The organism is Microbacterium sp. MYb64, from assembly GCF_002979495.1.
In the GTDB taxonomy this organism is placed as follows: Bacteria; Actinomycetota; Actinomycetes; order Actinomycetales; family Microbacteriaceae; genus Microbacterium; species Microbacterium azadirachtae_A.
Genome location: NZ_PCOW01000007.1, coordinates 127,912 through 154,701, shown reverse-complemented (window position 1 = coordinate 154,701; position 26,790 = coordinate 127,912). Strand labels below are relative to the sequence as shown.

General features: G+C 70.9%; 27 protein-coding genes. 8 read left to right on the top strand and 19 right to left on the bottom strand.

What is annotated here, in order from left to right; genetic code table 11:
* Window positions 1–52: 52 nt before the first annotated feature.
* Window positions 53–1,561 (bottom strand): HNH endonuclease signature motif containing protein, encoded by a 1,509-nt coding sequence (locus CQ044_RS08990; RefSeq protein WP_181158248.1) that lies wholly within the window; start codon window positions 1,559–1,561, stop codon window positions 53–55.
* Window positions 1,562–1,897: 336 nt separating this feature from the next.
* Between CQ044_RS08990 and CQ044_RS08985 the strand changes: the two genes are divergently transcribed.
* Both CQ044_RS08985 and CQ044_RS08980 read left to right on the top strand, forming a co-directional pair.
* Window positions 1,898–2,938 (top strand): hypothetical protein, encoded by a 1,041-nt coding sequence (locus CQ044_RS08985; RefSeq protein ID WP_105688144.1) that lies wholly within the window; start codon window positions 1,898–1,900, stop codon window positions 2,936–2,938.
* Between the two features lie 127 nt (window positions 2,939–3,065).
* Complete coding sequence (locus CQ044_RS08980; protein ID WP_105688143.1) at window positions 3,066–3,719, top strand: response regulator transcription factor; 654 nt, start codon at window positions 3,066–3,068, stop codon at window positions 3,717–3,719.
* Here the strand turns inward: CQ044_RS08980 and CQ044_RS08975 are convergent.
* Complete coding sequence (locus tag CQ044_RS08975; protein ID WP_181158247.1) at window positions 3,637–5,502, bottom strand: sensor histidine kinase; 1,866 nt, start codon at window positions 5,500–5,502, stop codon at window positions 3,637–3,639. The genes CQ044_RS08980 and CQ044_RS08975 overlap by 83 nt on opposite strands.
* A gap of 93 nt (window positions 5,503–5,595) precedes the next feature.
* Here CQ044_RS08975 and CQ044_RS08970 point away from each other — a divergent pair, with 93 nt between their 5' ends.
* On the top strand, window positions 5,596–5,802 hold the full coding sequence (locus tag CQ044_RS08970; protein WP_105688141.1) for a ribbon-helix-helix protein, CopG family: 207 nt from the start codon (window positions 5,596–5,598) through the stop codon (window positions 5,800–5,802).
* Window positions 5,799–6,170: a type II toxin-antitoxin system death-on-curing family toxin gene (locus CQ044_RS08965; protein WP_219844943.1), complete on the top strand. Its 372-nt coding sequence runs from the start codon at window positions 5,799–5,801 to the stop codon at window positions 6,168–6,170. Before CQ044_RS08970 ends, CQ044_RS08965 begins: the two co-directional genes overlap by 4 nt.
* A 10-nt stretch (window positions 6,171–6,180) precedes the next feature.
* On the opposite strand, the gene CQ044_RS08960 is transcribed toward CQ044_RS08965, so the two are convergent.
* A complete protein-coding gene (locus CQ044_RS08960) occupies window positions 6,181–7,206 on the bottom strand; it encodes an endonuclease/exonuclease/phosphatase family protein (protein ID WP_105688140.1) in 1,026 nt (341 codons plus the stop codon).
* 46 nt (window positions 7,207–7,252) lie between these two features.
* A complete protein-coding gene (locus CQ044_RS08955; RefSeq protein ID WP_105688139.1) occupies window positions 7,253–8,635 on the bottom strand; it encodes an ATP-dependent RecD-like DNA helicase in 1,383 nt (460 codons plus the stop codon).
* A gap of 188 nt (window positions 8,636–8,823) precedes the next feature.
* Between CQ044_RS08955 and CQ044_RS08950 the strand changes: the two genes are divergently transcribed.
* The gene (locus CQ044_RS08950; RefSeq protein ID WP_105688138.1) at window positions 8,824–9,942 is read left to right on the top strand and encodes a hypothetical protein; all 1,119 of its coding nucleotides are present in this window, start codon (window positions 8,824–8,826) and stop codon (window positions 9,940–9,942) included.
* Window positions 9,943–10,027: 85 nt separating this feature from the next.
* Here CQ044_RS08950 and CQ044_RS08945 read toward each other — a convergent pair whose 3' ends face one another.
* From CQ044_RS08945 to CQ044_RS08890, 12 genes are all read right to left on the bottom strand, one after another.
* A complete protein-coding gene (locus CQ044_RS08945) occupies window positions 10,028–12,184 on the bottom strand; it encodes a cytochrome c oxidase assembly protein (RefSeq protein WP_374954852.1) in 2,157 nt (718 codons plus the stop codon).
* A gap of 263 nt (window positions 12,185–12,447) precedes the next feature.
* Window positions 12,448–12,735 carry an HU family DNA-binding protein gene (locus CQ044_RS08940; protein WP_045250850.1) on the bottom strand — a complete coding sequence of 96 codons (288 nt, stop codon included), beginning with the start codon at window positions 12,733–12,735 and terminating at the stop codon, window positions 12,448–12,450.
* Window positions 12,736–13,056: 321 nt separating this feature from the next.
* Window positions 13,057–13,362 (bottom strand): 30S ribosomal protein S14, encoded by a 306-nt coding sequence (rpsN, locus tag CQ044_RS08935; RefSeq protein WP_045250847.1) that lies wholly within the window; start codon window positions 13,360–13,362, stop codon window positions 13,057–13,059.
* 3 nt (window positions 13,363–13,365) lie between these two features.
* A complete protein-coding gene (gene rpmG / locus CQ044_RS08930; RefSeq protein WP_045250846.1) occupies window positions 13,366–13,536 on the bottom strand; it encodes a 50S ribosomal protein L33 in 171 nt (56 codons plus the stop codon).
* Complete coding sequence (gene rpmB / locus CQ044_RS08925) at window positions 13,536–13,772, bottom strand: 50S ribosomal protein L28 (RefSeq protein WP_045271470.1); 237 nt, start codon at window positions 13,770–13,772, stop codon at window positions 13,536–13,538. Before rpmB ends, rpmG begins: the two co-directional genes overlap by 1 nt.
* Before the next feature lie 136 nt (window positions 13,773–13,908).
* On the bottom strand, window positions 13,909–14,742 hold the full coding sequence (locus tag CQ044_RS08920; protein ID WP_105688170.1) for a DNA-3-methyladenine glycosylase: 834 nt from the start codon (window positions 14,740–14,742) through the stop codon (window positions 13,909–13,911).
* Window positions 14,742–16,523, bottom strand: a complete 1,782-nt coding sequence (locus tag CQ044_RS08915; RefSeq protein ID WP_105688137.1) for a hypothetical protein — start codon at window positions 16,521–16,523, stop codon at window positions 14,742–14,744. The genes CQ044_RS08920 and CQ044_RS08915 overlap by 1 nt, the downstream gene beginning before the upstream one ends.
* A complete protein-coding gene (locus tag CQ044_RS08910) occupies window positions 16,513–17,328 on the bottom strand; it encodes a TIGR03943 family putative permease subunit (protein WP_105688136.1) in 816 nt (271 codons plus the stop codon). Before CQ044_RS08910 ends, CQ044_RS08915 begins: the two co-directional genes overlap by 11 nt.
* Window positions 17,321–18,307 carry a permease gene (locus tag CQ044_RS08905; RefSeq protein WP_105688169.1) on the bottom strand — a complete coding sequence of 329 codons (987 nt, stop codon included), beginning with the start codon at window positions 18,305–18,307 and terminating at the stop codon, window positions 17,321–17,323. Before CQ044_RS08905 ends, CQ044_RS08910 begins: the two co-directional genes overlap by 8 nt.
* Before the next feature lie 94 nt (window positions 18,308–18,401).
* Window positions 18,402–18,803 carry a Fur family transcriptional regulator gene (locus CQ044_RS08900; RefSeq protein WP_045271468.1) on the bottom strand — a complete coding sequence of 134 codons (402 nt, stop codon included), beginning with the start codon at window positions 18,801–18,803 and terminating at the stop codon, window positions 18,402–18,404.
* Between the two features lie 110 nt (window positions 18,804–18,913).
* On the bottom strand, window positions 18,914–20,230 hold the full coding sequence (locus CQ044_RS08895) for a cell division initiation protein (protein ID WP_181158245.1): 1,317 nt from the start codon (window positions 20,228–20,230) through the stop codon (window positions 18,914–18,916).
* Between the two features lie 253 nt (window positions 20,231–20,483).
* Entirely contained in the window at window positions 20,484–21,065 is a 582-nt protein-coding gene (locus CQ044_RS08890; protein ID WP_105688135.1) for a TetR/AcrR family transcriptional regulator, read from the bottom strand.
* Between the two features lie 113 nt (window positions 21,066–21,178).
* Between CQ044_RS08890 and CQ044_RS08885 the strand changes: the two genes are divergently transcribed.
* Entirely contained in the window at window positions 21,179–21,865 is a 687-nt protein-coding gene (locus CQ044_RS08885) for a DUF899 family protein (protein WP_105688134.1), read from the top strand.
* Between the two features lie 30 nt (window positions 21,866–21,895).
* Here the strand turns inward: CQ044_RS08885 and CQ044_RS08880 are convergent, their stop codons facing one another.
* The 3 genes from CQ044_RS08880 to CQ044_RS08870 all read right to left on the bottom strand — a co-directional run bounded on the left by CQ044_RS08880 (window position 21,896) and on the right by CQ044_RS08870 (window position 24,581).
* Window positions 21,896–22,783, bottom strand: coding sequence for a metal ABC transporter permease (locus CQ044_RS08880; RefSeq protein WP_045271465.1), 888 nt, complete (start codon window positions 22,781–22,783; stop codon window positions 21,896–21,898).
* Window positions 22,780–23,586: a metal ABC transporter ATP-binding protein gene (locus tag CQ044_RS08875; RefSeq protein WP_258133225.1), complete on the bottom strand. Its 807-nt coding sequence runs from the start codon at window positions 23,584–23,586 to the stop codon at window positions 22,780–22,782. The genes CQ044_RS08880 and CQ044_RS08875 overlap by 4 nt, the downstream gene beginning before the upstream one ends.
* 62 nt (window positions 23,587–23,648) lie before the next feature.
* A complete protein-coding gene (locus CQ044_RS08870) occupies window positions 23,649–24,581 on the bottom strand; it encodes a metal ABC transporter solute-binding protein, Zn/Mn family (protein WP_105688132.1) in 933 nt (310 codons plus the stop codon).
* Between the two features lie 154 nt (window positions 24,582–24,735).
* Between CQ044_RS08870 and mshB the strand changes: the two genes are divergently transcribed.
* Both mshB and CQ044_RS08860 read left to right on the top strand, forming a co-directional pair.
* Complete coding sequence (gene mshB, locus CQ044_RS08865; protein ID WP_181158244.1) at window positions 24,736–25,620, top strand: N-acetyl-1-D-myo-inositol-2-amino-2-deoxy-alpha-D-glucopyranoside deacetylase; 885 nt, start codon at window positions 24,736–24,738, stop codon at window positions 25,618–25,620.
* Complete coding sequence (locus CQ044_RS08860; protein ID WP_181158243.1) at window positions 25,620–26,738, top strand: ROK family transcriptional regulator; 1,119 nt, start codon at window positions 25,620–25,622, stop codon at window positions 26,736–26,738. Before mshB ends, CQ044_RS08860 begins: the two co-directional genes overlap by 1 nt.
* Window positions 26,739–26,790 lie beyond the last annotated feature (52 nt).

The window sequence follows — 26,790 nt, the reverse complement described above, 5'->3', positions numbered from 1 at the left end:
ATCCGCCGGCACCGCCCACGGGTGGAGATCCGCGGGTGGACGGGTGGAGATCTCACCCGCCGCTTCCGGGCGGCGCGGAGGCGCCGGCCATGATCCGGCGACGGTCGAACGGGGTCCCGCCGCGGGATCGCGGTCGATGCCAACCGCCGTAGGGGTCCCACCAGTGCGGTCCGCGGATCTCAGGGGCCCCGCCACCCATCCGAATCCGCCACCCCGACGATTCCAGCGTGCGATGGTGATGCCAGCAGAGCGCGACGCCGTTGCTCGTGTGCGTCGTTCCGCCCTGCGCCCATTCGCGGACGTGGTGGATCTCGCACCACGTCGCCGGGATCCGGCAGCCCGGGATCACGCATTCCCGATCGCGGAGCACGATCGCTCGGCGCTGCACAGCGTTGAACAGCCGGGCACTGGTGCCGATGGACACGATCTGCCCCCGATCGTCGAACAGCACCCGCTGGATCCCGCCCGCGCAGGCCGTGTGGCGGGCCACCCCGATCGAGGTGTCCCATTCCGTACCCTCGATGTGCGACCGCCCCGCGCCGCGCGCGTAGTCCTCGGCGGTCACCGAGACGACGAGGGTCGGCGCGGCGCCGCCCAGCTCGGGAAACCCCTCAGAGGCGGCGGCGACGTTCACGATCATCGCGAACGCATCATGCCGCTTCTGCGCCGGCGTCCGGTCGTCAGGAGGATCCGGCTGCGCATGCGCGTCCGGCCGATCACTCGACCCCTGATCCGCCCCGTCTTCTGGCGCGAACGCCACCCGTCCCGCCGCCGGCGGCGGCGCATCGGATGCGGCCGGGTTGTTCAGCGCGTCGATCAGACGCTGCACCGCGCCCGCGACCTCGGGCAGCAGCCCACCCGACACCGGCACCACGCCGTCCCTCAGCCGCCCCAGCGTGAACCCCCGACGTCGGTTCGCCGTTGCGTCATCGGGTTCCTTGCCGTCGGGATCCACCGCGAGCGCGAGTGCCGCCGCGAAGTCTGCCAACTCGTCGGTCGTCGGCGCCGGGCCCGGGCGCCCCTGCGCGTCAGGAAGATCCCGCCCACGGGCCATGTCCGCCAGCAGCCGATCGATCGCCGCCCGTTCCTCGCCCCCGATCCGGTTGCCGCTCTTCGCCAGCGGCGTCGTCGCCGCAAGGAGCCCCGACACCGACACGACCCCGTCCCGCAGCGTCGCGCCGAGCTCTTCGAACTCAGACGGGAGCAGCTCCCCCGTGGACAGCGCCCGGTCGCGGTGGATGAGCCGAGCCGCGTGCACGAACCGTCGCGCGGCGCCTACGTCGACCCGCAGAGCGCGCCGCAGCAGCTCGGTCGCATCCCTGCAGCCCGCACGCGGCGAGACACGATCATCCGCCGGGCGGCCATCACGCTCATCAACGGCACCGGTGGCCGTCGTGATGATCGCGTCGAGCCGGCGCTGCACGCGCCCCGCCGCCTGCAGCACGTCGGTCAGGTCGGCCGCTGAAAGCGTCTCGAGCTGCGCCTCGATCTCCTCCGACGCGCACACCGCTTGGAGCAGCTTGTCGAGCTGCTCCAGTACGTGCGCCGTGGTCGATGTCATACCTCGATCCAACACCGAGCCACCGACATTCGAACCCCCGATCACAAGGGATTTCCAGAACTGTGCACAACTCCTCGGATCGGGCGCTTGGGGAGGAGGATCCACCCCGGCCGACCTGTCAGACCCCGCCTGGCCGACCTGCCGGAACCGGCGCGACCGACCCCCGCAGGCCCGGGAGCGACCAGGCGCTGCCCCGAGCGATGTGGTGCAGGCACCACATCGCTGTGGTGGTACCGCCATCGGCCCGCGCACCGGTGATTTCTAGCCTTCAGGAAGAAGAACTTCCCAGGTCGGGATTTCACAGACGCCCTCACGGGCAGGAGGAGAACGAACACCATGAACACCACGACTCATCGCCTCGTCGGAGCCGGGCTGATCGGCGCCACCGTGCTCGGCTCGATCGCGGTCGGCGCCATCACCGCGGCACCGGCGACCGCCGCGACACCGCGGGCCGCGGCCGCCACCGCCGACGTCACCCGCGGGTTCGACATCGTCAACACGACCAAGCACACCCTCGAGCTGCAGGGGATCGACGGCGCGGGCGACCGGGACGGCTACGCGCCGACCGGCACGAAGATCGCGCCGGGGCAGTCCTACCACTACGAGAAGGTCTACTACCTCCTCAAGCGCGGCGAGACCACCCTCACGTTCAACTATCGCGAGGCCCTGGGCAACGGGTCCGAACGGATCGCCGCCTTCCAGGTCTCGCTCGTGGTCGACGCCGTCAGCGGCACGAGCATCCGCACCGACGCCGGTGACGCCTTCACCATCCACAATCAGGGCCTCTCCGGACAGCTGACCATCTCTGAGAAGGACTTCTCCGAGATCACGGTGCCGGCTTCGGACGCCCAGCGACAGGCCGAGCTGCTCAACCAGACCTGCATCTCCGGCTTGGCGTCGTGCACGTTCACGCCCGTCACGAAGGAGGAGGGCAAGGCCCAGATCCGCCTCGTCGCCGGGGGCGCGAACAACACGGAGAAGGCGCGTGAGGGAAGCGTCACCACCAAGGTCTCGGCCGGCACGACCTCATCGGTGGAGACCACCGGGTCGGCCAAGCTGACCATCAACGGGATCCTGGAGGCCGGCCTGACCCACAAGTACGGCGGCACGTGGTCCAACACCAAGGAGGAGACCAAGGTCCAGCCGTACCAGGTGGGCGCCTACAAGAACTTCAACATGTGGTCCCGGGTGCTGACCGAGCGGGTGACCGGCGACTTCACGGTGAAGCTCGGCAAGACCACCTGGAAGCTGTCCGGCGTGCACTTCGACATCCCGCGGGCGGACGCCGACGTGCTCTACGACAGCGCCGAGCGCGCGCTGACCGAGCAGGAGAAGGCCAACCTGCCGAAGATCGTCGACATCAAGCCGGTCAACTGATCCGTCGAACCGCCGACGCCTGCAGCATCCGAACCGCCGTCCACCCCGGAAGGGTGTGGGCGGCGGTTCTCGCGCGGTACTGTCGGGTCACCGCCGGGAGTTCGCACACCGTCAGGCAGGAGCACGTATGCGCGTCGTCATCGCCGAGGACGAGTTCCTGCTGCGGGAGGGCATCTCCCGCATCCTCGCGGACGAGGGCCACGAGATCGTCGCGACGGCCGGAGACGCCGAGGACCTGGTCGGCAAGGTCGGCGCCTATCGCCCCGACCTCGTGCTCACCGACATCCGGATGCCCCCGGACTTCACCGACGACGGCCTGCGGGCGGCGAAGCGGATCCGTCAGGAGTTCCCAGGGACCGCCGTCGTCGTGCTCTCCCAGTACGTGGACGCCACCGGTGCGATGGAGCTGCTGGCGGACGGCGCGAACGGCATCGGCTATCTGCTGAAGCGCCGCATCCTCAATCTCGAGGACTTCCTCGATTCCGTGCAGCGGGTCGCGGCCGGCGGCTCGAGCATCGACTCGGACGTCATCTCCTCGATGGTGCGCCGCGAGGTCCGCGACCACAAGGACGGCGGCATCGCCCAGCTCACTCCGCGGCGTCTGGAGGTGCTGCAGCTGATGGCGCAGGGCTACAGCAACGCGCGGATCGCCCGCGAGCTCTTCGTGACGGAGAAGGCGATCGCACGGAGCATCGCGCTCATCTTCGTGTCTCTCGACCTGCCTCCGGATCCCGACGACCATCGCCGGGTCCTGGCGGTGATGCGCTTCCTGGACCGGTGAGGTCCGCCCGCTCCCCGAGAGGCAGCTGCGCGCGCAACGTCGTCCCGCCGTCCCTCGCCGGCTCGAGCGTCATCGTCCCGCCCAGGGTCTCGACCCGGTCTCTGAGACTGCGCATGCCGAATCCCGGGACCGCCCCGGCCGGGCCCTTCCCGTCGTCGCTCACGGCGATCCGCAGGCGGCCGTCCGAGACGGTCAGGACCACGACGATCTCCCGGGAGCCCGCGTGCTTCACGGCGTTCGTCAGGGCCTCCGCGATCACGAAGTAGCCCGTCGATTCGACTTCGGCGGCCATGCGGCCGAGGGGAGCTGCGACCTCGATCCGCACCGGGATCCGGATCTGATCGGCGAGCGCGGCGACGGCGGCCTCCAGGCCGTGGTCCTTGAGCCGGCTCGGCATGAGCCCTTCGACGAGGCTGCGCAGCTCGTCGAGGAGGGATCCGCAGCGCTCCGCGATCCGCGCCGCCTCCGACCGGACGAACGAGGGGTCGTCGGCCTGCCGCGCCATCCGCTGCACGTCGATGCCGACCAGGACGATCCGCTGCTGGGCGCCGTCGTGGAGATCCTGCGCGATGCGCCGGCGTTCGGTATCCGCGGCCACGACGATCCGGCGCCGGGAGGTCTGCAGCTCCTCCGCGGCCACGTGCAGCTGCTGCACCGCGGAGCGCAGCTCGACGATCAGCCGCTGCTTCTCCATCGCGAGTCCCAGCTGCGCGCTCACGGTCGCGACCAGGCCGCGGTCCGCGATCAGCTCGCGGTCGTACAGGAGCCCGCCCGCGGGCGCCTCGGGCGGGCCGATCGGCCACCAGCCGCGCTCAGGAGGCACGGCGAGCGCCTGCCCCGCGCTGTCGACGAACCGAGCGGGATCCGCCGCCTCCGATGCCCACAGGACGCGGGCGCTGGGATCCCCGAGCGCCCTGACCGCGAGCGCATCGAGGAGCGCAGGCTCCACGGATGCCGCCGAGACGCCCGCAGCCACCTCCGCGACCTCGCCGGCATGGCCGAACGCGCCGAACGTCAGCCCCACGAGGAAGGCCACGGGAAGGCCGCCCAGCATCAGGAGCTGGACGACGGTGGCCGCCTGCTGCGCCCCGGGGCGCGGGTCGACGTGCAGCACCACGACCGTCACGCCGATCACGGCGATGGCCGCGCACCCGTAGCCGATGAACGGCAGCAGCTGGCGGCGCGGGAGCGCGGGCATCCGCGAGAGCCGAACACCCCAGAGGACGACCGTCGCCGCCAGCGCGGCCATCCCCACCGCGGCCTGCAGGGTCCAGGCGACCTCGGTGGCGCCAGGCCGCAGGACGACGACGATCTGCGGCGCCACGGAGACGAGATAGGAGACCGCAACGATCGCGCGGGCGGCTCTGCTCCCCAGCCGGCCCGACGGGAACGCGAGCAGCAGGTGCAGCAGCAGCGCGAGCGGGAGGCTGGAGGTCAGCGTGCCCAGGACGCGCAGGGCCGGGATGCTGTCGTCGTACGTCCCGGACGCCCAGAGGGCCAGTGCCGCGAGCAGCATCAGCCGCCCGGTGGCGTTGTGCGGACGACGGTGCCACGCGGCCAGGCCCGTGACGGTGAAGATCGCGACCAATGCGCCGTCGAGGAGCGATCCGCCGAGCCCTCTCGACCGGGAGGGGATCGCGAGCTCGACCAGGCAGAGGGCGGCCATCAGGATCCCGATGCCGATCAGCGCCGCGCGCAGGCTCGGTGCTCCGGACGCGCCCGCCGCAACGGGGCGCCCGTCCGCTGCGGGGCGCCCCTCCGCCGAACCGTGGAGCGGTGTCATCGCACCAGGATCCCAGGACCGTGCGCGGAGCGGAACGGGTAGTCGGAACCGGGCGAGAAGGCCGGGGCAAGCGGCCGATGATACCATTCTGGTATGGCAATGACGGTGCGGATCCCGGCGGAGCTGGACGCGCAGCTGAACGAGCTCGCGGCACAGCGGCACACCTCCAAGCACGCGCTGCTCATCGAGGCGGCCGACAGGTTCGTGCGCGAGGAGGTCACGACCACGGAGGCCGTATCGATCGCGCTCGGCGTCGCCGACCGCTACGCCGAGCTGATCACGAAGCTCGAGGACGCGTGATCCGATACGTCGAGCTCCCTCAGGCCGTGGGAGTCCTCGACGCGCTGGGCCTGAAGATCCGCGATATCGGGCTGCTGTCCTCCGCTCTCTCCCGTCCGGCGAGCTCGATGTTCGGCGTCGAGGCGTACCCCGAGATCGAGGTGAAGGCCGCCGCGCTGATGTCTTCTCTCGCGCAGAACCATCCGCTCTACGACGGCAACAAGCGGTTCTCCTGGATCCTCACGCTGACGTTTCTCGAGCTCAACGGCATCCGGATCGACATGGACACCGACACCGCGTTCGGCCTCGTCCTCGGGACCGCCCAGAGCCGCCTCGACCTCCACGAGATCGCCGAGATCCTCGCCGTGCACGTCACGGCCCGCGGCTGAGTCGATCGCCTCAGCCCTTCGCCGCCAGCACCGCGACGAGCGCACGATGGTCGGTGCCGCCCGTCGCGTCGACCACCCGCACTTCGCGGACGACCCATGCCGGGCCGACGAGAACATGATCGATCGGCGCCGCGAACCAGGCCGGGACCGTGGACGGCCACGTTCCCGTCGCCGCTGCGCGCGCCTCGACCGCCGCATCCCGGCATCCGCCGAGGTCCAGGTGGTCGACGGTGGCGTTGAGATCGCCGGCGAGGATCAGGTCCGGATGCGGCGAGCGGCACTGGGCGCGCACCCAGTCGAGCCCCGCGCGCCAGTCGTCCATGCCGTCGGTCAGCGGCGCGGCGGGGTGGGCGGCGATGATCGTCGGCCCCGTCCCGTCGACCGGACGCCAGACGCCGCTCGGCAGCCCTCTGGTCGTGCCCGCGGAGGCGTCGAGACGATAGGCGCCCAGGCGATCGGCGACGAGCAGCGAGGTCGGGATCCATGACGGGGTCGACGTCTCCGCGACGGCTCTGGTCGTGGCCGCCGTCATGCGGATGCCGCCGGCGCCCACCCGCCTCGCGACCTCCGCGGCGGCGGTGTCGTCCATCTCGGGCAGGCTGACCACGTCGGCGCGGACGGCGAGCACGAGCTCGGCGACCTGGGCGGGCGCGGTCGCGCCGCCCTGCGTGTTCCAGACGAGCACGGTGAGATCGCCATCGCGCAGCCTGGCGGTCCCGGTCTGGGCCTGTCCACGGGCCAGGAGCACGGCAAGGTCCCCGCCCGCGGCGAGCGCCACGATGATCGCGAACACCACGAGCACGCGCCGCACGCGTGCCGCGCGGCGGCGCAGCAGCAGGACGATGGATCCGACCACGAACGCGACCAGTGCGAGCCCGAGCGCGAGTGGCACACGGAACGCGATGAGCTGCGCGACGCCGAAGAGGCGCTGCGCACCGAACGCCTGGGGCCAGACCAGCAGCACGGCGGCCAGCACGCCGATCACGATGACGATCGCGGCGACGACGCGACCGCGGGTCGGTGGTCGATCGGTCATGGCTGCCCCCTTCGACGAGGCGGATCCCGCCCGTCCATCAGCGACGCTACGGCAGCTGTGGCGTGGAATCGCCCTGACGCGCCTCCCACGCGGCCCGCATGAAGCGGCGCACGTCCTCGTCGACGCGGATGTCGCGGGGGCGCAGCGGGCGGGAGAGATACAGCCCGTCGATCGAGGTCAGCCGCGACAGCGCGACGTAGGTCTGCCCCGGGGCGAACGCCCCGGATCCGAGATCCACGACCGCCCGCTCGTACGTCTTGCCCTGGGACTTGTGGATCGTGACCGCCCATGCCAGTCGCAGCGGGAACTGGGTGAACTCGGCGACCACCTCGCGCGAGAGCGTCTTCGTGCCGGGGTTGTAGATGTAGCGGTAGCGCTCCCAGACCGCCGGCTCGACGTCGACCTCCTCGCCGTCGATCTCCACGCGCACGGCGTCGCCGAGGATCCGCACGACCGTCCCGATCGTGCCGTTCACCCAGCGCGGCGGATCCGGCATCGCGGAGATGTCGTTGCGCAGGAACATCACCTGCGCGCCCTCCTTGAGCTGCAGCTCCTGGTCCGCCGGGTAGTTGGCGTCACCCCTGCCGAAGTCGCCGGAGATGTCCGCCCTGGCCTTCTGCACCTTGCCGGGCAGGGCCGCGAGATGGCGGGCGTTGATGCCGTTCACGATGTCGTTGCGCGTCGCGAGCGTGATCATGGGGATCTCGCCCGGGGCCGGATCCGGCGGCGTCCGCGCTCCCGCATCGTTGAGGGCGCCGGCGATCTCCGCGGTCACGCGCCCGTAGCGTACGGCGTTCAGCATCGCCTTGAACCCGGCGTCGGACTGCCGGTGGATATGCACGAGCTCTCGCACGTGCAGCGTCGCACCGTGCGTGCCGATGTCCAGCAGCCCGTCGGTGGCCTCGCCCCCGGTCCAGACCTTCGCGTCGAAGAACCAGAACGAGCGGTAGTGGTCCTGGATGTACCGCAGCTCGTCGCCGCGCGGCGGCACGGGGGCCAGCTGATACGGATCCCCGAACATCACGACCTGCACGCCGCCGAACGCCTCGGCCCTGCGTCCTCGCGCCTGACGCAGCGACCGGTCGATCGCGTCCATCAGATCCGCGTTGACCATCGACACCTCGTCGATCACGAGCGTGTCGATCGCGTTCAGGATCTTGCGGGTGGCATCCGACTGGTCGATCTCGCTGTCGGCGATGAGGCCGATCGGCAGCCGGAACAGCGAGTGGATCGTCTGCCCCTCGACGTTGAGCGCCGCGACGCCGGTCGGCGCGCAGACGGCGATCTGCTTCCGCGTGTTGTAGGCGAAGTGCTGCAGCAGAGTCGACTTGCCCGTGCCGGCGCGGCCGGTGATGAACACGTGCTCGCGGGTGTCCTCGATCAGCCGGAACAGTTCTTCCTGTTCGGCGGAGAGGGTCGGCGTGCTCACGGTCTACGGAGTCTACCGCGCCGCTTTCCCCACCCCCCTCTCTGACCGCGAGACTCCAACTGGGCGACGAGACTGCGCGCGTGGGCTGCAGTCTCGTCGCCCAGTTGGAGTCTCGCGGTAGAGGGCGGACTGGGAGGGCGCGCGGGCCACTCGGGGTTCCTGCAGGCTGCTCTTCGTAGACTTGCGCCATGGTGCAGTCGGCGGGGGTGCAGGCGCCAGGCGCGCGGTCGCGCCGGGCGCGGGCTGCGCGACGCCGTGCCCCGCTCTGGTCCGACCTCGCCCTGCTCTCGATCGTGGGCGTCGTGCTGGTCGGCGCGCTCGCGGCCGGCGGACTCACCGCGTACCGCGAGTTCTACAGCCCGTCCGCGTTCGTCACCCGCTATCTGACGCTGCTCAGCGAAGGACGAGCGGCCGACGCGCTGCAGCTGCCCGGCGTCGCGCTCTCGCACGGCGACCTCGACAGCGACTCCTTCCGCTCCGCCTCCGACGCGCTGCTGCGCCGTGACGCGCTCGGCACGCTCACCGACATCGCCGTGACCGATGAGCACCCCGACGGCGACGTCACCTCGGTCACCGTCCAGTACAAGGCCGGGGGCCACCTCGGAACCTCCACGTTCCGCGTCGCCCAGGACGGCTGGATCGGCGTCGCCCCCGCGTGGGAGTTCGCGCAGAGCCCGCTCGCCGTCATCTCCCTCACGGTGCGCGGATCCGACCGGTTCTCGGTGAACGGCTTCGATCTCGATCGCCGCCAGGTCGCGGCGCAGGGCGCGGACTCGTCGGCGCTCGACCCGGTGCCGATGCTCGTGTTCTCCCCCGGGCTCTACTCGGTGTCGGTGAAGACGTCGACGGCGACCGCGAAGGGCATGGGTGTGCTCGCCGACAAGCCGCTCGCCGACGTGCCGCTGGATGTGCAGGCCACGCCCACCGAGGCCTTCGTCAAGATCGTGCAGCAGCGCGTCAACGAGTTCCTCAGCAAGTGCACGACGCAGCAGGTGCTGCAGCCCACGGGCTGCCCCTTCGGCTACGCGGTGCCGAACAGGGTCATCGACGGTCCGACGTGGAGCATGGTCACGAACCCCGACATCACCCTGCAGCCGGACGCCGAGGGCTGGAAGATCGCACCCACCCCGGCCACCGCGCACGTGCAGCTCGAGGTGAAGTCGCTGTACGACGGATCCGTGTCGCACGTCGACCAGGACGTGCCTTTCGACGTGGACGGCACGATCCGGTTCCTGCCCGACGGATCCGCCTCGATCAGCATCACGTCGCCCGAGCAGTCGGCACCCCCGCCCGGCTCCGAGGGCTGATCCGCCCGGCTCCGAGGGCTGATCCGCCCGCTCAGCGCCGTACCCGCGGCCTGCGACCGCCGGCTCCGAGGGCTGATCCGCCCGTTCAGCGCCCGCGAGTGGCGGCGCGACGGTCCTTCTCCGCGAGCTCGGCGAGCCGCGCGTTGTAGTCCGCGAGTTCGGCGTCGCCCGAGCGATCGGCGGCCCGGTCCTGACGCTTCTGCACCTTCGCGTCGCTGCGGCTCCACTGGATCGCGACCGTGATGGCCAGGATCAGGGTCGGGATCTCCCCCACCGACCAGGCCACGCCACCGCCGACGTACTGATCCTGCAGCGGCGTCGCACCCCACGTGCGCCCCATCGCGCCGAACCACTCGGCGACCATCAGACCCGACTGCATCATGATCGCCATGCCGAAGAACGCGTGCGTGGCCATCACCGCGATGAGCGTGATGAGCCGGCCCGCGTACGGGAGCCGGCGCGGAACGGGATCCACCCCGACCAGGGTCAGCACGAACAGGTACCCCGAGATGAGGAAGTGCATCGTCATCCACTCGTGCCCGATGTGGTCGGTCATCGCCCAGCGCACGAGGTCGGTGAAGTAGAACGCCCACAGCGACAGGACGAAGATCGCCGCCGCCACGAACGGGTTGGTGACCACGCGCGAGAACGGCGAGTGCACGGCCCACAGGATCCACTCCCGGCCTCCGCGGGTGCCGTCGTCGCGCTTGTCGATCGCACGCAGTGCGAGAGTGACAGGCGCACCCGCGACGAGCAGCAGCGGGATCGCCATCGACAGCATCATGTGCCCGAGCATGTGCACGCTGAACAGGGTCTCCTGGTACGCGTTGATCGCGCCGCCGGTGACCCACACCAGCCCCAGCAGGCCGAGGATCCAGAACACCGTGCGGTGGATCGGCCACGAGTCGCCGCGCTTGCGGAGCCGCAGCACGCCGATCGCGTACAGCGCGATGCCGAACGCCGCGGCGGTCGCCCAGATGAGATCGATGTTCCACGCCGTGATCCAGCGGATCGGCGTGAGCTCGGGCGGCAGCGGGGATCCGGTGAGGATCTCCGCTGGCGTGCGCACGGTCGCCACCTCGAGCCCGGTGGGCGGAGCCGTGCGCGAGAGCGCGGCGGCGAGGCCCGAGGCGATGCCCATGAGCGCGAGCTCCAGCAGCACCAGCGTCCAGAACGGGCCGGATCCCCCCGCCTCGAGCTTCGGGATCAAGCGGGTGCGATAGCGGGCGCCGAGCGCGCCGAGCAGGATCAGCACGACCGCCTTCGCGATGATGAGGCCGCCGTACGGCGTGAGCATGCCGGGCCAGTCGCCCACCGCGACGATCGAGCGGGCGACACCGGAGACGGCGACCACGATGTAGGCGGCGAGGGCGAGGGAGGAGTAGCGGCGCACGACGTCGGCGAAGCGGGCCGTGCCCTTGGTCTTCTTCGCGGGCTTCGCGGGTTTCGCCGCACCCTTCGTGGTCTTCGCCGCCGTCGCTCCGGCCGTGCTCGCGGTCGCCCGTCCGGTGTCGGCGAGCTCGCTGCGGGATCCGCGCAGCACGATCAGCAGCACGAGGCCGCCGATCCACACGGCCGCACCGATCGTGTGCAGCAACAGCGAGTTCACAGCGGCGTCATGACCGCTGAGCTCGCCCGCGTGGCCCTGCGTGGCGAGCGGGACGAACGAGGCGGCGGCGAGGATCGCGGTGAGCAGCGTGGCGGTCCAGCCGCGGAAGGCGAAGGCGGCGATCGTGATGACGGCTCCCGCGAGCACGGTCATCAGCCACGCCTGACCGAGCGGGAGTTCGAGCAGGAACCGGCCCAGCTGTGCGCCGAACTCGGGCCCCGCGCTCAGCTTCACGCCGAGGGTCTGCAGGAACGTGAACAGGCCCGCCACGGCGCTCGCGACCGTGTAGACGGCGGCGCCGATCGACGCGGTGTCCAGCGCGATCTCGAACGAGCGGGCCCCGCTGCGCAGCGAGAAGAGCGCGAGCACGAGGGATCCGAGCATCGCCGCCGCGCCCAGATTGCTGATCGTCTTCACGACGGGGAGGCCCCAGCGCACGACGGGACCGGGGTCGAGCAGCAGGTTCGGGGCCGCGCCCCCGCCGAACGCGAGCCCGGCGACGACCGCGAGGATCCCGGCTCCGACGAGGATCACGGGACCCGCGATGCGCAGGGTCGGGGATCCGGTGGGCAGGGCAGAGCGGGCGGCATCCGACCCGGTCTCGGGGCGGACCCCGGTGGCGGGGCGATTCACCCCTCCACCCTATTCCGGTCCCGCTCGGGGTCTGCCGGGAGCGGCCCCCGCTGGATGGCCGGAGCCGCTGGACCCGGGCTGGGCACCGCAGGTTCGGGGCGCGTTCCCACGTTTTGGGGCGCAGCACGCCCGATTCCGCGGCCGCCGTGCGCCCCAAAACGGAGAAGTGCGCCCCGAACCGGAGAGGTGCGCCCGGAACCGGAGGCAGGGCACGCGAAAGGCCGCCCCTCCGAGGAGGGACGGCCCTGCGAGGCGAAGCCGAATTACTTGACGGCGGCCTTGAGCTTGGAACCAGCGGTCACCTTGACGCGCTTGCCGGCCGGGATCTTGATCTCGGCGCCGGTCTGCGGGTTGCGGCCCGTGCGGGCAGCGGTCGCGACCTGCTCGAAGGAGATCCAGCCCGGGATCGAGACCTTGCTGCCCTTGGCAACAGCGTCCGAGACCGTGGCGAACAGGGCGTCGAGAACGCCGGAGACGGCAGCCTGGCTCTGGCCGGTGGCGCTGGCGATGCTCGCGACGAGCTCGGTCTTGGTGATGGACTTGTCAGCCATTTCATCCTCCAGCGACGGGATCCCGTCGCTTCGTATCAGAGTTCCGGATGGGCGGATGCCCCCCGTTGGTCGAACGACCGCCTTGAATGTATCAACCAAACCCTGGTTTTCCGCGTCATTTCGCGGGTTTTGACGTTTTACGGCGGCGTGTCGCGTCTCATCCGTCACTCCAGTCACACGTCGGATCCACTGTCCGCCGATCGGACTCCTCGGATCCGGGCGGGAAGGTCCCCGAATCCGGGCAAGCAGAAGGGGCGAGGATCCGAAGATCCCCGCCCCTGATTCCCTGAACCCTTCGACAGGCTCAGGGTCTGGAAAGACTTACCAGCTCGACTTGGTCACGCCGGGCAGCTCGCCGCGGTGCGCCATGTCACGGAAGCGGACACGCGAGATGCCGAACTTCGTGAGGACACCGCGGGGGCGGCCGTCGATGGCGTCGCGCGAACGGACGCGCGCCGGCGACGCGTTGCGCGGAAGCTTCTGCAAGCCGACGCGGGCGGCCTCGCGGGCCTCGTCGGTCGCGTTCGGGTCGACCAGGGTCTTCTTCAGCTCGGCGCGACGCTCGGCGTAACGCTCGACGACGACCTTGCGCTGCTCGTTGCGCGCGATCTTGCTCTTCTTAGCCATGGATCAACGCTCCTCTCGGAATTCGACGTGCTTGCGAACCACCGGGTCGTACTTCTTCAGCACGAGGCGGTCGGGGGTGTTGCGACGGTTCTTCTTGGTCACGTAGGTGTAACCGGTACCTGCCGTCGAACGCAGCTTGATGATCGGACGGATGTCCTGTGCCTTCTTGGCCATTAGAGCTTCACACCCTTCGCCTGGAGGTCAGCGACAACCTTCTCGATGCCCCGGGCGTCGATCACCTTGATGCCCTTGGCGGACACGTTCAGCGTGATCTTGCGACCGAGCGACGGAACAAAATACGTCTTCTTCTGCACGTTCGGGTCGAAGCGGCGCTTCGTCCGGCGGTGCGAGTGCGAAATGTTGTGACCGAAGCCGGGAACAGCACCGGTCACCTGGCACACTGCTGCCATGATGACTCCTTCTCTACCGTGAGGCCGGACGGCCTCACCCAAGATCCCTTGTCTGCACACCTCTCCCCTCGCCGATCGGTCGGCCGCAGGAAGGGAGGCATACGAACTGCGCACAGGAGTGTGCGCAGACAAAGAGCTACTTTAGCACGGATCCGACGCCGGGCGTGTCGGCCGCAGCGGCGGCCTCTGCGGCACCCCGCCCCCAGCGGAACGGGGACACCGTCGGATCCCCGGGGATCCAGAACCGCCACGGGAAGGCGTCGGTGCCCGCATGCCCCGCGACCCCCACCCGCGGACCGGATGCGACCTCGGCGAGCGGATCCGCGAGCCACAGCTCGGCGCGGGCTCCCTCCCACTCGGCGCCCGTGAGCGCGTCGATGCCGTCGTGGCGGGGGTGCCGCAGCCCCGAGGCCTGGCCGAATCGGCCGGGACCGCGGGCGAGGTCGCGCAGCTCACGGCCGGACAGCGTTCCGAACTCAGTCGATACGCGGTCGCTCGTGCTCGCTCCCGGCCGCTCACTGCCGAATCGACTGACGACGGGACGAGCGGCGGGCTGCGCAGCAGGACGGATCCCCCGCCGCTCCGCCGCCAGGTCGACACCGAGCTCCACCGCGCCGGCCCGGAGCAGCACACCGCCGGCCACCCCGTCGGGCCCGCACACCACGTTCACGCAGGAGTGGATGCCGTGACTGAGGTACACGTACAGGTGCCCCGGTTCTCCCCACATCGTGGCGTTGCGCGCGGTGCGGCCCATCCGGGCATGCGAGCCGGGGTCGGGGACGGGACCCGCGCCCTTGCCGTGATAGGCCTCGACCTCGGTGATCCGCAACTGCACCGCAGCGCCGTCCACGATCGTGCGCAGCCGGGCGCCGAGCAGGCGCGGCGCCACCTCGAGCGGCAGGGCCAGCAGGTCCTCCCGGCGAGCGGGACGCAGCCCGTCGCCGACGGAGGGGAGCCTGGTGCCCGTCATCAGCGGTGCGGCGCCTGCGCGCACCACGACGGGTCGAAGCCGGCCAGCACCACGAGCTCCTTGCCGGTCTTCGTATCGACGATGTGCGTCTGCATCGTGGTCGGCAGCGGCAGCAGCGACTGGTCGTACGGGTTGTTCACGAGCTTCGGCGCCACCACGATCGCGCTGTACTGCCCGCTCGGCGAGGGGCAGGCCTGCATGATCGCGTCGGATCCGGTGACGCTGAACAGCTTCGTGGCCTTGCCGCCGTCGTCCACGCGCGTGACGATCTGCCCGGTCGGCAGGCCGCTCGCATCGCGGGTGGCGACCTGGCGCAGCGTTCCTCCGGGGAACGGGGCGATGGTCCCCGGCACGCCGAAGTCGGGGGTCGACGCGGCCAGCGGCTTCTCCGATCCGTCGGCGAGGTTCAGTTCGACGAGGTCGTTGCCGCGGCTGACGATCGCCGTGTAGGTGCCCCGGGAGATGCCCTCGACGGTCTGCGCGGAGCCGAGCGCGGTCGGGGCCGTCTTCGCATCGGCACGGTCTTGGACGAACAGGGCGCCGCTGAAGTCGATGAACAGGACGGACGACGAGTCGGGCACGAACGCCCACTGCGAGATGCTCGGCATCTTGTCGCCGATCTTGACGATCTGCGGATCCCCGTCGCCGGTGAGCGACTGCGTCACCAGGATGCTCGCCCGGCCGCTGGTGGCGCTGATGCCCTTGTCCGTGAAGGTGTAGCCGACGAGATTGCCGCGCTCCGACACCTGCAGGTTCGAGAGGAACCCAGGGCCGGGGAGCTTGAGCCCGCGCTGATTCTTGCCCTTCCGGTCCATCACGAGCAGCTCGGAGATCCCGTCCTTCTCGGTCGCCACCACGAGATGGTCCGCGGTCGCGCGGAAGTCGTCGATCTTCTCGTGCTGCACGACCGGGACGGCGTTCTTGCCGCCGAGGTCCGTGAGGAAGATGGTGTCGTCGCCCTTGGCGTTGCGCTGCAGCAGGAAGATCGTGGACTTCGGCGTCTGGAAGCTCGCCTGCAGCGTGCTCTGACGCTGCTTGTCCGTACCCGTCGCGTCCTTCACGGTCACCGTGTAGTTCGTATCGTCGTCGAGCGGGACGGTGAAGCGGATCCCGAGGTTGCGCCCCGACGTGTCGACCGTGAACGGCGCCTGGGGGCTCACCGAGACCTGCTTCGGATCCACCTTCGCGAGCGGCTGGCTGGCCGTGATGATCATGCGCGTGCCGGAGGCGTCGATCGCGGACTGCGCGTCGATCTTGACGCCGCTGATGCGCGGCCCCTGCAGGAGCGTGATCACGCCGAACCCGGCGACCACGACGACGAGCACCCCGATCACGGCGCCGAGGATCAGCGGGAACCGGCGGCGGCGCGTGGCCGGCGCGGGCGTGGGGTGCGGCTGCCACTCCGGCGTCTCGAGCCGCGGATCCGAGGAACCATCCGTGGCGTCCGCGACCGGGGCGGCATCGAAGATCTCGGCGTCCGCGGCCTCGGCGGGTGGTCGTTCCGGGCTCGTGACCGCTTCCGCGGCCGGCACGGGGCTCAGGTCGACGTCGGCCTCGGGGACGCTCTCGGATGCGGTCGACGGATCGGATCCGCCGTTCGGCGTGCGACGAGGCCCCGGCGCCCGGTCGAAGACGTCCGCGGGCGCGGCGGAGCGCGTGACGGGCTCGTCCGCGGGAGGAACCTCCGGCACGGCGGGCGCGGCAGCCGCGGCCTCTTCGGCCGCGCGGCGGGCGCGCAGCTCGGCGCGGGTGAGGGGGCGATCCGCGTCGTCAGTGCTCATAGGGGTCCTTCGGCTCCGAGATCTTCGACACACTGGCCGGCACGATCGAGAGCTTGCCGTCCGCCGTCGCGCGGACCGTCCCCTTCACCTGAACCCAGTCGCCCACAGCGTACTGGCCCTGCCACCCGCCGATCTGCACCGGCACCGACGCCGGCTGCGCGTCGAGCACGCAGTGCGTGATGACCATGCGGGTCAGATGCGCCTGATCCTTGGCGGATCCGCTGGGGGTGAGGAAGCCCGTGAGCGTCACCGTGGAGCCGTCGTACTTCTCCGGCCGGCTGCCCGTGGCGAACACGCTGGCCCAGCCGCCCACGCCGAACGTGCTGGTGTCGGTGTTCGCCCCGAGCGCGACGTTGTCCGCACCGGCGAACAGCACGTTGCCCACGGGCGCGCGCTGCATCGCCATGTCGACCGAGAGGGAGGCGGGCGGCAGCAGCAGCGCCCCCGCGACGACGCCCGTCGCGATCACTCCGCCGGTCGCGCCCACCACGGCGCCCAGCACACGGCGGCCGGACGCGGCGGGCGCGTGGTCGTGGTCGTCGTGTCCCGCGTCCCCGTGATCGTGCCCGTGGTCCTGCTCCGCACCGAGAGGCAGCATGCACGACCACACGGCGCCGATGAGCGTCACGATCGCCGCCGCGACCGCGAACCACACCGTCTCCGGGCTGATGTAGAGCGTGAGCTGCCCGGCGAAGGCGAGCACCAGCGTCGTGACGGCGAGCGCGGCGGCCAGGCCGGCGCCGAGCCAGCGGGCGCCGAGCGCCTGCGCGCGGGAGGGCCGGTGCGCGGTCGTGGACTCAGGCAAAGACGTTCACCCCGATCCCCAGGGCGAAGCCGAACAGGATCACGATGCCGACGATCCCGGCGAGGGTGCGCGCGGTGAAGGTCGTGCGCAGCAGCGCCATCATCTTGATGTCGACCAGCGGGCCGACCAGGAGGAAGGCGACGATCGCGCCCGGCGAGAACGTCGAGGCGAAGGAGAGAGCGAAGAACGAGTCGACGTTCGAGCAGATCGCCACCGAGATGGCCAGCGCGATCATCGCGACCACCGAGAGCAGCGGGTTCGAGCCGATCGCGAGCAGCACGTCACGCGGGACGAGCACCTGCACGGCGCCCGCGAGCGCGGATCCGACGATCAGCGCGGGCATCACGGCGCGCAGCTCGATGAGGAACTGGGCCAGGCTCCGGCGGATCCCGGATCCCTGCTCGTGGACGACGACCTCGCAGGTGTCGCGGAACCGCGCGGTGAGGAGCGCGTCGGGATCCGGGTGCCGGCTGTACACCCAGCCGATCAGGTTGGCCACGAGGTAGCCGCCGACGAGACGGGCCACGAGGATTCCGCCGTCGAAGCCGAAGGCCGCATGCGTCGTGAGGATCACGATCGGGTTGACGATGGGCGCCGCCATGAGGAAGGTCAGCGCCTCCGCAGGGCCCAGGCCCCGCATCATGAGCCCGCGCGCGAACGGCACGTTGCCGCACTCGCACACGGGGATGAGCATGCCCAGCAGCGACAGCACGGCCCGCCGCGCCCAGCCGCGCGTCGGCAGGATCCGCTCGATCACGCCCGCCGGCAGCCACACCTGAACCACGATCGAGAGCAGGACGCCGAGGATCACGAACGGCAGCGCCTCGAACAGCACGCTCAGGGAGAGGGTGAGCCCGTCCTGCAGCCGGTTGGGCAGCCTCGCGGAGAACAGGTGCGGCGCGAAGACGTCGATCGCGACGAGGACGGCGACCACGGCCGCGCCGATCACCGCGCCGATGAGCGCCGTGCGGCCGGACAGCCGCGGCTTCGGGGCGCGCAGGGCGTGCGGCGTCTCCGCTCCTTCTCGCGCGGCGGTCGCGCGGCGGCCAGGGGTCGTCAGGGTCACGCGACGATCACTCCTGGGCGGCGGCGTTGGCGCAGCTCGCGCACAGTCCGAAGATGTCGACCACGTGCTCTGCATCGCGGAAGCCGTGCAGGGCCGCGGTGCGCTGCGCCCACTGCTCGACGTCGGTGGCCTCGATCTCGACGGTCATCCCGCAGGAACGGCAGATCAGGTGATGGTGGTGACCTTCGCTGCTGCACGCGCGGTACAGCGCCTCCCCCTCGGGGCTCTGCAGCGAGTCGGCCTCGCCGGAGGCCGCGAGCCCGGCCAGGGCGCGGTAGACGGTGGCCAGGCCGATGCCGGTGTTGGCCTCGCGCAGAGCCTGGTGCAGGGACTGCGCGCTCACGAATCCGCGCACGTCGGAGAGCTCCTCGCGCACGCGTTCGCGCTGCCACGTGTTCCGCTGGGCCATGCCCCGAGTCTAGAGCCGCCCCCTGGTCCACGGCTGGGAGCAGTCGTTCCGGACGCTGGACGCCACGCCCGGTCGGACCCCGCGCCGGCCGACCACGCCCGGGGGCAGGGTCACTCGGCGGAGGTGACCTCAGCGTCTCCGGAAGGCTCGGTCTCGGCGGAGGGGGCATCGTCGGCGGCCGGAGCGGATCCGGATGCCTCGCTGCCGAGAGCGCCGTCGGGGCGGATCAGCTCGCGCACCTCGGCCATGAAGCTCGTGAGCTGCTGCTGCTGCCAGCGCAGCTGACGGGCACGATCGTCCGCATCACGGACCACGTTCCCGGTGTGCGCGGTCACCATGTCGACGATCTTCTGCGACTTCGTGCGGGCGCGGTCAAGGGTCTCCCTGGCGCGGACCTGCGCCTCGGCCTCGATCGCGCTCGCCTGGGAGCGCATCAGGCGCTCGTAGTCCTCGGCCTTCGCCGAGATCCGCTCCGCGTGCGCGAGCGACGAGGAGACCTGCTCGTTCGCATCGGCGGTGATCCGCTCCGCGTGCGCGACGGCCTGGTTGTGCAGCACCAGGAACTCCTGCTGCGCATCGTCCTGACGACGCGTGAGGGACTCCTCCATCTCGAGCACGCGCGCGTTCATCTCGCGCACCTCGCGCTCGGCCGAGACACGCAGATCCGTCGTCTCCCTGGTGACCATCGCACGCAGCGCCGCCGCACCCTTCTCCGCCTCGGTGCGGATCGAGTGCGCCTCCTGCTCGGCGTGGTTCACCTTCTCGGCCGCATGCGCGGCCTCGCGCTCGACCTGCGCGGTGTGCGCGGTGAACTCGGTCTCCATCTTCAGCCGCACCTGATCCGCGTCGCGCTCGGCCTGCGCCGTGATCCTGGCCACATCCGCGTCCAGCTCGGCGCGCTTCGCGGCCGCCTCGTCACGCGCGGCCTCGAGCAGCCGCTCGGCCTGCACCGCGGCGTTCTGGATCAGGACGCTCGCCTGCTCCTCCGCCACGCGCAGCACGGTCTCGAACTGCGAACGGGACGTGGCCTCGTCGATGTCCTCCTGAGATCCCGCGAGCGCCGTGCTCAGCGACTGGATCTGCTGCGCCGACTCGGTGACCTTCGCGTTCGCCGTCGCGAGGTCGGACTCGAGCTTCGTCGCGCGCTTGTCGTGCGCGGCCGCGGCCTTCGCCAGCTCCTGGCGGTGCTTCTCGGCCGCCTTGTCGAGCTCGCTGCGCAGGTGCGCGTCGGTCTTCGCACCGGACTCGGTGGCGCGGCGCAGCTCCTCCTTGAGGGCGGTCAGATGCGCATCGACCTCGGTCTTGTCATAGCCGCGGAAGCCGATCGTGAAGGACTGCTGCGTCGTCGGGTTGTCCAGCAACTGATCGAAGAAATCGCCCTGCTGCGCCTTGTCCTCGGTTGCTCGATCCTCGGTTGCCTCGGCCACGTGCGGCGCCTTTCTGTTCGCCCCTCCTGCTCCCAGGCAGGGGGGATGCGCCGGGAGGGATGGATGCGGAGGGGGAATCGCGTCGTCCGGCATCCCTGGGTGCGGGGGCCGCGATCCGCGCGAGTCCTGACGATCCTAACCCGCGGTTCCGCCCTGCCGACAGGGCGGAGACGAGGCAGGGCGCGGAACGATCGCGTCGTGGATCGAATGCGCCGTCGGCACCGCGTCGGCGGGCCGGGCGCGCACCTGCGCCTCAGGCGTGGCCGGATCCGATCCCGGCGATCACGGCACGGATCGCGACATCTCCCCGACGGCGCTGCTCCCCCCGTTCCACACCCGCGAGCGGTCCGCGCACGCAGAGCTCCGCGAAGCCGTGCACGGTGGCCCAGCACGCCCAGGCGGCGTCATCCCGGCCGTCCGCGGCGAGGTCGCCGGCGACCACGAGATCATCGAGCGCGGCGGTCAGCGCGACGAACGCAGGGGCCTCCCGCACCGTCGCGGGATCGGGCGGGCGGATTCCGAAGAAGACCACCGCGAACCAGCCCGGCTCATCCAGGGCGAAGTCGACGTAGGCGGCGCCGATCCGGTGCAGCCGCTCGGCCGGCGAGCGGTCAGGGGCGTCGGTCATCGCGGCGGCCAGCCCCTGCTGGATCGCCGCGGCGGTCGCGTCGAGCAGTGCGGCGCGGTTCGGGAAGTGCCGGTAGGCGGCGTTCGGCGAGACCCCGGCCCGGCGGGTCGCCTCGCGGATCGTCACCGCGGCGAGGCCGCCCTCCCTCGCGAGCTCGACCGCGGCCTGGACGAGCGCCGACGCGAGATCCCCGTGGTGATAGGCCATCGGATCCCCCTTGTCGCGACTCCGCCCGATGTGTACGGTGTGAACATAGCAGATGTGGACGTCGTGAACATCGGCGCCACGATATCGACCGGAACCGACCATCGGAGGATGTCATGACCGCTCTGCCCCCTGTCGTCGACGAGCAGACCTGGCGCGAGGAGCTCGCGAAGCTGCGCGTGCGCGAGAAGGCGGCGACCAGGGAACAGGATGCGATCGCCGCCGCGCGACGCCGTCTGCCCGCCGTGAAGCTCCCGGAGTACACCCTGATCGCCGAGGACGGCAGCCGAGTGAGCCTGGCCGACGTCTTCGAGGGCAAGAGCCAGCTCGTCACGTACCACCACATGTGGACCGACGGCGCCGGCTGGCAGTGCCCCGGCTGCACCGGCCTCACCTCGCAGTGGACCCGCACGGGCCACGTCGAGGCGCAGGACGCCCGCTTCGTCCTCATCACGAACGGACCCATCGACGAGGTCCTCGCGTACAAGAAGCGCGTCGGCAATCGGATGACCTGGTACTCGTCCGCGGAGTCGGCCTTCGGCGCCGACATGGACTCGGGCCCCGGCGAGGGCTTCGGCTTCAACGTCTTCCTGCGCGACGGCGATGACGTCTACCGCACCTGGCACACGAACGGCAGGGGCGCCGAGCGGTTCAGCGTCGCGTTCGCGATCTCCGACGTGCTCCCGTACGGACGGCAGGAGCAGTGGCAGGACGTGCCGGACGGCTGGCCGCAGGATCCGACCTACTCGCGCTGGCTGAGCTCGCAGGACGTGGCCGCGATGTACGGCGACACCCGCGCCTGACTCAGCGCCGCGGCGCGGAGGGCACGCAGGTCACGCGACGGCCCCCTCCGAGACGCGGGGGGAGAGCCGGACGACCCGCTCCTGGCGGGCGCCCACGATGCGGCAGACGAGGTAGATCGCGAACGAGATCGTCGTGATGTACGGGCTCACCGGGAGCGTGCCCATGACGGCGAGCAGAATTCCGCCGACGGCCGAGACCAGGCCGAAGAGCGCCGCGAGCAGCGGCACCGCGATGGGGCCGGAACGGATCCGCATCGCGGCGGCCGCGGGCGTCACCACGAGCGCCATCACGAGCAGGGCGCCGATGATGTGCACGGCGACGGCGACGACGAGCCCGAGCAGCAGCATGAACGCGAACGAGACGCCGACCGTGGGCACGCCGCGCGCGGCCGCGGACTGCGGATCGAGCGACTCGAAGCGCAGCGGCCGCCAGATGAGGAGCAGCCCGACGAGCACGACGGCGCAGATCGCGGCCAGCCAGCCGAGCTGGGTCGACTGCACCGAGACGATCTGCCCGGTGAGCAGGCTGAACCGTCCGGCCGCGCGGCCGCTGTAGAGCGAGAGGCAGAGGATCCCGAGGCCCAGCCCGAAAGGCATCAGCACGCCGATGATCGAGTTGCGGTCGCGGGCGCGGGCGCCCAGCCATCCGATGATCGCCGCGGCGAGGAGCGATCCCACGATCGATCCGGCGATCACGTCGACCCCGAACAGCAGCGCTGCGGCGGCACCCGCGAACGAGAGCTCGCTGATCCCGTGCACCGCGAAGGCCATGTCGCGCTGCATCACGAAGACCCCGATGAGCCCGCCGACGAGGCCGAGGATCGCGCCGGCCCACACCGAGTTCGAGACGAGCCCGAGGATCTCGCCGTACTGCGAGAGGCCGCCGAACATCGCCTGGCCGATGTCGTCGATGTTCATGCGCCCTCCTCGTGGTCGTCGTGCTCGTGGTGGTGCGCGGCGATCTCCGCGTCGGGGGCGCCGACGACCACGAGCCGGCCGCCGACCTCCTGCACGAACACGGGCGCGCCGTAGAGCGCGCTCAGCACCCGTGTGGTCAGCACCTCGCGCGGGGTGCCGAGCGTGAACCGCCCGTTCGCGATGTAGAGGATCCTGTCGACGATGTCGAGCACAGGGTTGACGTCGTGGGTCACGAGCAGGACGCCGGCCCCCGTGCGGCGATGCGCGTCGATGAGCCCGGTCACCGCCTGCTGATTCGCGAGGTCGAGACTCGTGAGGGGCTCGTCGCAGAGCAGCAGGCGCGGATCGTCCGCGAGCGCCTGTCCGACGCGCAGCCGCTGCTGCTCGCCGCCGGAGAGCACGCCGACCGGACGGTCTGCGAAGGCGCGGGCGCCGACCGCGTCGATGAGCGCATCGACGTGGGCCCTGTCGCCGCGGCGCGGGAACGGAAGGCCGAAGCGGTGCCCGTCCACGCCGAGCGCGACGAGATCCCGCCCCCGCATCGAGGTCTCGGCGGGCAGGGGCCTGGCCTGCGGCAGGTACCCGATGCGGCGGCTGCCGCGGCGACGCACAGGTTCTCCGAGCGCGACCACGGTCCCCGCGGACAGCGGCTGGAGCCCCAGGATCGCCCGCAGCAGCGTGGTCTTCCCTGTGCCGCTCGGCCCGAGCACGGCGACGAGCTCGCCGGGGGCGACGTCGAGGTCGAGTCCGCTCCAGAGCTCCCGGTCGCCGCGGTGGATCGCGGCGCCGCGGATCTGCAGCACGGGCGCCGGAGCGGACGTCCCGTCGGACGCCGTCCCGGCCCGCGTGGCGTCGGAGGAAAAGGTCACTTGTCGAGATTACGGGTCAGAGTCTCGATGTTGTCCTGCATCCAGGTCAGGTAGGTCTTGCCGTCCGGGACGAGTTCGGTGACCTCCTGCACGGGGATGCTCTTGCCCTTGGCCGCATCGATCACGCGCGTGGTCTCGGCGCCGCCGGTCTGCGCGTTGGCGAAGAGCACCTTCACGTCGCCGGAGTCGATGAGCTTCGTGGCCTCGAGCAGGGTCGCCGGCGGCACGTCCTGGCCCTCCTCGACCGCGTGGCTGAACGCGTCGGGCGTGACGTTCACCAGCCCTGCCGCCTCGGTGAGGTAGAGCGGCACGGGCTCCGTCACGAAGATCTTGGAGCCGTCGTGCGCGCCCTTGATCGTGGCGAGCTTCGCATCCAGGCCCTTCAGGCCCTCCTCGAAGGAGCCGAGGTTCTTCTCGAAGTCGGCCTTGTGCGCGGGAGCGATCGAGCCCAGTTCGTCGGCGATCCTCTTGGCCACGTCGTCCACGACCGCGGTCGAGTACCAGACGTGCTCGTTGAAGCCCTCGACCGTCTTGGCGCCGTCCTCGCCCTTCGGCCAGCTCGGGGCGAACGTGACGGCGGAGACGACCGGAACCGAATCGGCGGCCTTCGCGACGAGGTCCCCCATGAACGCGTCGTACCCTCCGCCGTTCTCCAGGACGAGCTTCGCCTTGCTCACCGTGAGCTGGTCGGCGGCGGTCACCTCGTACTCGTGCGGATCCTTCGCGAGCGAGTCGATGACCGACGTGACCTCGACGTGGTCGCCGCCGATCTGCTTCGCCACATCGCCCCAGACGTTCGTCGAAGCCGTCACCGGGATCCGGTCCGCGGAGCCCCCGGTGGGCGATCCCGCCGCCGTCGTTGCGGAGCATCCCGCGAGCGCGAGGAGCGAGGCGGCGGCGAGGGCGAGGGCGGCGAGGGGCTTGGTCATGTCTCCGACCCTACGTTAAATGAGAATCATTATCAAAACGGGCCACCCGCGGGATCCGACTTATTTTCCGGTCTGGCTCCACTTTGATTCTTGCTGTCAGAATCTAATTCGCCTCGCCGACGGCGCCGGGCTCGAAGATCAGAGGAGATCACCCATGGCGAACGGATCCCACGTCCTGCTCGCGCACGCTCATCCCGACGATGAGAGCTGCGCGACGGGGGGAACGATCGCGCGGCTGGTCGCCGAAGGGCACGGCGTGACCGTGGTGACGTCGACGCAGGGAGAGCAGGGCCGGATCGCCGTCCCCGAGCTGTCGCACCTGCACGTCGACCAGGACGACGCGCTCGGCCCGGAGCGTGCGCACGAGCTCGCCGCGGCGATGTCCGCACTCGGCGTGACGGACCACCGCTACCTCGGCGGGTCAGGCCGCTTCCGCGATTCCGGGCGGATGGGGATCGCCGCCAACGACCGCGCCGACGCCTTCTGGCAGGCCGACCTCGACGAGGCGGGTCTGCTCATGGCGGCGATCATCCGCGAGGTCCGCCCTCAGGTCGTCATCACCTACGACCCGAACGGCGGCTACGGGCACCCCGATCACATCCAGACGCACCGCGTCGCGATGCGCGGCGTCGAGCTCGCCGCGGACCCCGATGCCGCGCTCGACGGCCCGGTGTGGGACGTTCCTGCCGTCTACTGGACGGCCGTGCCCCGTCGCCTGATCGTCGACGAGCTGACCGCCCTCGCCGCGCACGCGGACGAACTCGGGCTGTGGGTCGACCCGGATCCGGCCGAGTACCCCGACGGCGTGCACGACGACGACGAGATCGACGTCGAGTTCGACGTGTCGGCGCACCTCGACGCGAAGGCGGCCGCCCTCAACTGCCACCGCACGCAGCTCACCGTGAAGGGCCCGTACTGGGTGCTCGCCTCCGGGCGCGGGATGCGGATCCAGGACCGCGAGTGGTTCATCCGCGTGAAGGGCGGGCACCGCACGTCCACGGACTACGAGACCGAGCTGCTGCCCGTGGCGGCGCGATGATGGCGCGCCCCACCCTCGCGCTCGACGACCGCCGCACCCAGCGCGCCCGCATCGTGGGCGCCCTGCACGAGCAGCGCAAGAGCCGCACCGACCTCGTCGAGCAATTCGGCGTCAGCTCCTCCCTCATCACCCGCGTCGTGCGCAGCCTTCTGGATGACGGCGTGTTGCGCGAGGTCGGCAACCAGGCCCAGAGCATCGGCCGCCCGCCCGTGCAGCTCGAGGTGGTGCGCGACTACGGAGCGCTGCTGTCCGTCTCCTGCGCCTCGGACTCGCTGCGGGCCCGCAGCATCAACCTGCACGGAGGCGTGATCGCCGAGACCGTCGCCCCCGCGACGTCGGGCCGGGTCGACCCGGCCGCCATCATCGAACTCGTCGCGAGCCTGGTCGAGCGCACGCCGCACCTCCTGGGCATCGGCGTCGCGGTGCCTGGCGTGGTCGACGCGGAGACCGGCGACGTGAGCGCGGCTCCCGATCTCGGCTGGGAGTCGGTGGTGCCGCTGCGCGCCATGCTGCGCGACCGCTTCGGGACCGTCGTCACGATCGACAACGACGTGAACCTCATGATGGCGTCCGAACGCCGCAGCCTCGACCTGCGCGCCGGCCGCAACGCCGTCTATCTCTACCTCGGCGAGCGCGGCATCGGCGCGGGCATCATCGCGGGCGGCCGTCTCATCGAGGGCGACCACGGCGCCGCGGGCGAGATCGGGCTCTTCCCGCTCAGCGCCACCGATCGCACCGACTTCGAGGACTCCACCTCCACGATCGCCATCGCGGCGCGGCTCGAGGCCGCCGGCCACGACGTCGGCGGACAGGCCGTGGACCGCCTGCTCGCACTGGCGGACGCCGGCGACCCCGCGGCCCAGACCCTCCGCACGGAGATCCTCGCCTCGTTCTCGCACGCGATCGCGGTCATCACGGCCATCCTCGATCCGCACGTGATCCTGCTCGGCGGGCACGCACGGGCCTTCCGTCCGGAGGACCACGCGGAGATGCTCGAGCCCGTCCGCAGGAATCTCCCGTTCGCCCCCGATGTCAGAGCCGCCCGCGCGAATCCGAACGCGGTGCTCGACTCGGCGGTGAACCGCTGCTGGCAGCAGCTGCTCACGGGAGGCCTCTGATCGCATCTCCCATTCCCCCGAATCCCACCCGATCCGCGGCACCCGCCGCACC

What these genes read in the sequence shown, in the direction of transcription:
- CQ044_RS08970 (WP_105688141.1), top strand. Translation starts at nt 5,596, where the DNA reads ATGGCAATGACGGTGCGGATCCCGGCGGAGCTGGACGCGCAGCTGAAC.
- rpmB (WP_045271470.1), bottom strand. Translation starts at nt 13,772, where the DNA reads ATGGCAGCAGTGTGCCAGGTGACCGGTGCTGTTCCCGGCTTCGGTCAC.
- CQ044_RS08915 (WP_105688137.1), bottom strand. Translation starts at nt 16,523, where the DNA reads ATGAGCACTGACGACGCGGATCGCCCCCTCACCCGCGCCGAGCTGCGC.
- CQ044_RS08940 (WP_045250850.1), bottom strand. Translation starts at nt 12,735, where the DNA reads ATGGCTGACAAGTCCATCACCAAGACCGAGCTCGTCGCGAGCATCGCC.
- mshB (WP_181158244.1), top strand. Translation starts at nt 24,736, where the DNA reads ATGGCGAACGGATCCCACGTCCTGCTCGCGCACGCTCATCCCGACGAT.
- CQ044_RS08890 (WP_105688135.1), bottom strand. Translation starts at nt 21,065, where the DNA reads ATGGCCTATCACCACGGGGATCTCGCGTCGGCGCTCGTCCAGGCCGCG.
- CQ044_RS08990 (WP_181158248.1), bottom strand. Translation starts at nt 1,561, where the DNA reads ATGACATCGACCACGGCGCACGTACTGGAGCAGCTCGACAAGCTGCTC.
- CQ044_RS08870 (WP_105688132.1), bottom strand. Translation starts at nt 24,581, where the DNA reads ATGACCAAGCCCCTCGCCGCCCTCGCCCTCGCCGCCGCCTCGCTCCTC.
- CQ044_RS08960 (WP_105688140.1), bottom strand. Translation starts at nt 7,206, where the DNA reads ATGACCGATCGACCACCGACCCGCGGTCGCGTCGTCGCCGCGATCGTC.
- CQ044_RS08900 (WP_045271468.1), bottom strand. Translation starts at nt 18,803, where the DNA reads ATGGCCCAGCGGAACACGTGGCAGCGCGAACGCGTGCGCGAGGAGCTC.
- CQ044_RS08880 (WP_045271465.1), bottom strand. Translation starts at nt 22,783, where the DNA reads ATGAACATCGACGACATCGGCCAGGCGATGTTCGGCGGCCTCTCGCAG.
- rpmG (WP_045250846.1), bottom strand. Translation starts at nt 13,536, where the DNA reads ATGGCCAAGAAGGCACAGGACATCCGTCCGATCATCAAGCTGCGTTCG.
- rpsN (WP_045250847.1), bottom strand. Translation starts at nt 13,362, where the DNA reads ATGGCTAAGAAGAGCAAGATCGCGCGCAACGAGCAGCGCAAGGTCGTC.
- CQ044_RS08985 (WP_105688144.1), top strand. Translation starts at nt 1,898, where the DNA reads ATGAACACCACGACTCATCGCCTCGTCGGAGCCGGGCTGATCGGCGCC.
- CQ044_RS08885 (WP_105688134.1), top strand. Translation starts at nt 21,179, where the DNA reads ATGACCGCTCTGCCCCCTGTCGTCGACGAGCAGACCTGGCGCGAGGAG.
- CQ044_RS08950 (WP_105688138.1), top strand. Translation starts at nt 8,824, where the DNA reads ATGGTGCAGTCGGCGGGGGTGCAGGCGCCAGGCGCGCGGTCGCGCCGG.
- CQ044_RS08975 (WP_181158247.1), bottom strand. Translation starts at nt 5,502, where the DNA reads ATGACACCGCTCCACGGTTCGGCGGAGGGGCGCCCCGCAGCGGACGGG.
- CQ044_RS08860 (WP_181158243.1), top strand. Translation starts at nt 25,620, where the DNA reads ATGGCGCGCCCCACCCTCGCGCTCGACGACCGCCGCACCCAGCGCGCC.
- CQ044_RS08980 (WP_105688143.1), top strand. Translation starts at nt 3,066, where the DNA reads ATGCGCGTCGTCATCGCCGAGGACGAGTTCCTGCTGCGGGAGGGCATC.
- CQ044_RS08920 (WP_105688170.1), bottom strand. Translation starts at nt 14,742, where the DNA reads ATGACGGGCACCAGGCTCCCCTCCGTCGGCGACGGGCTGCGTCCCGCT.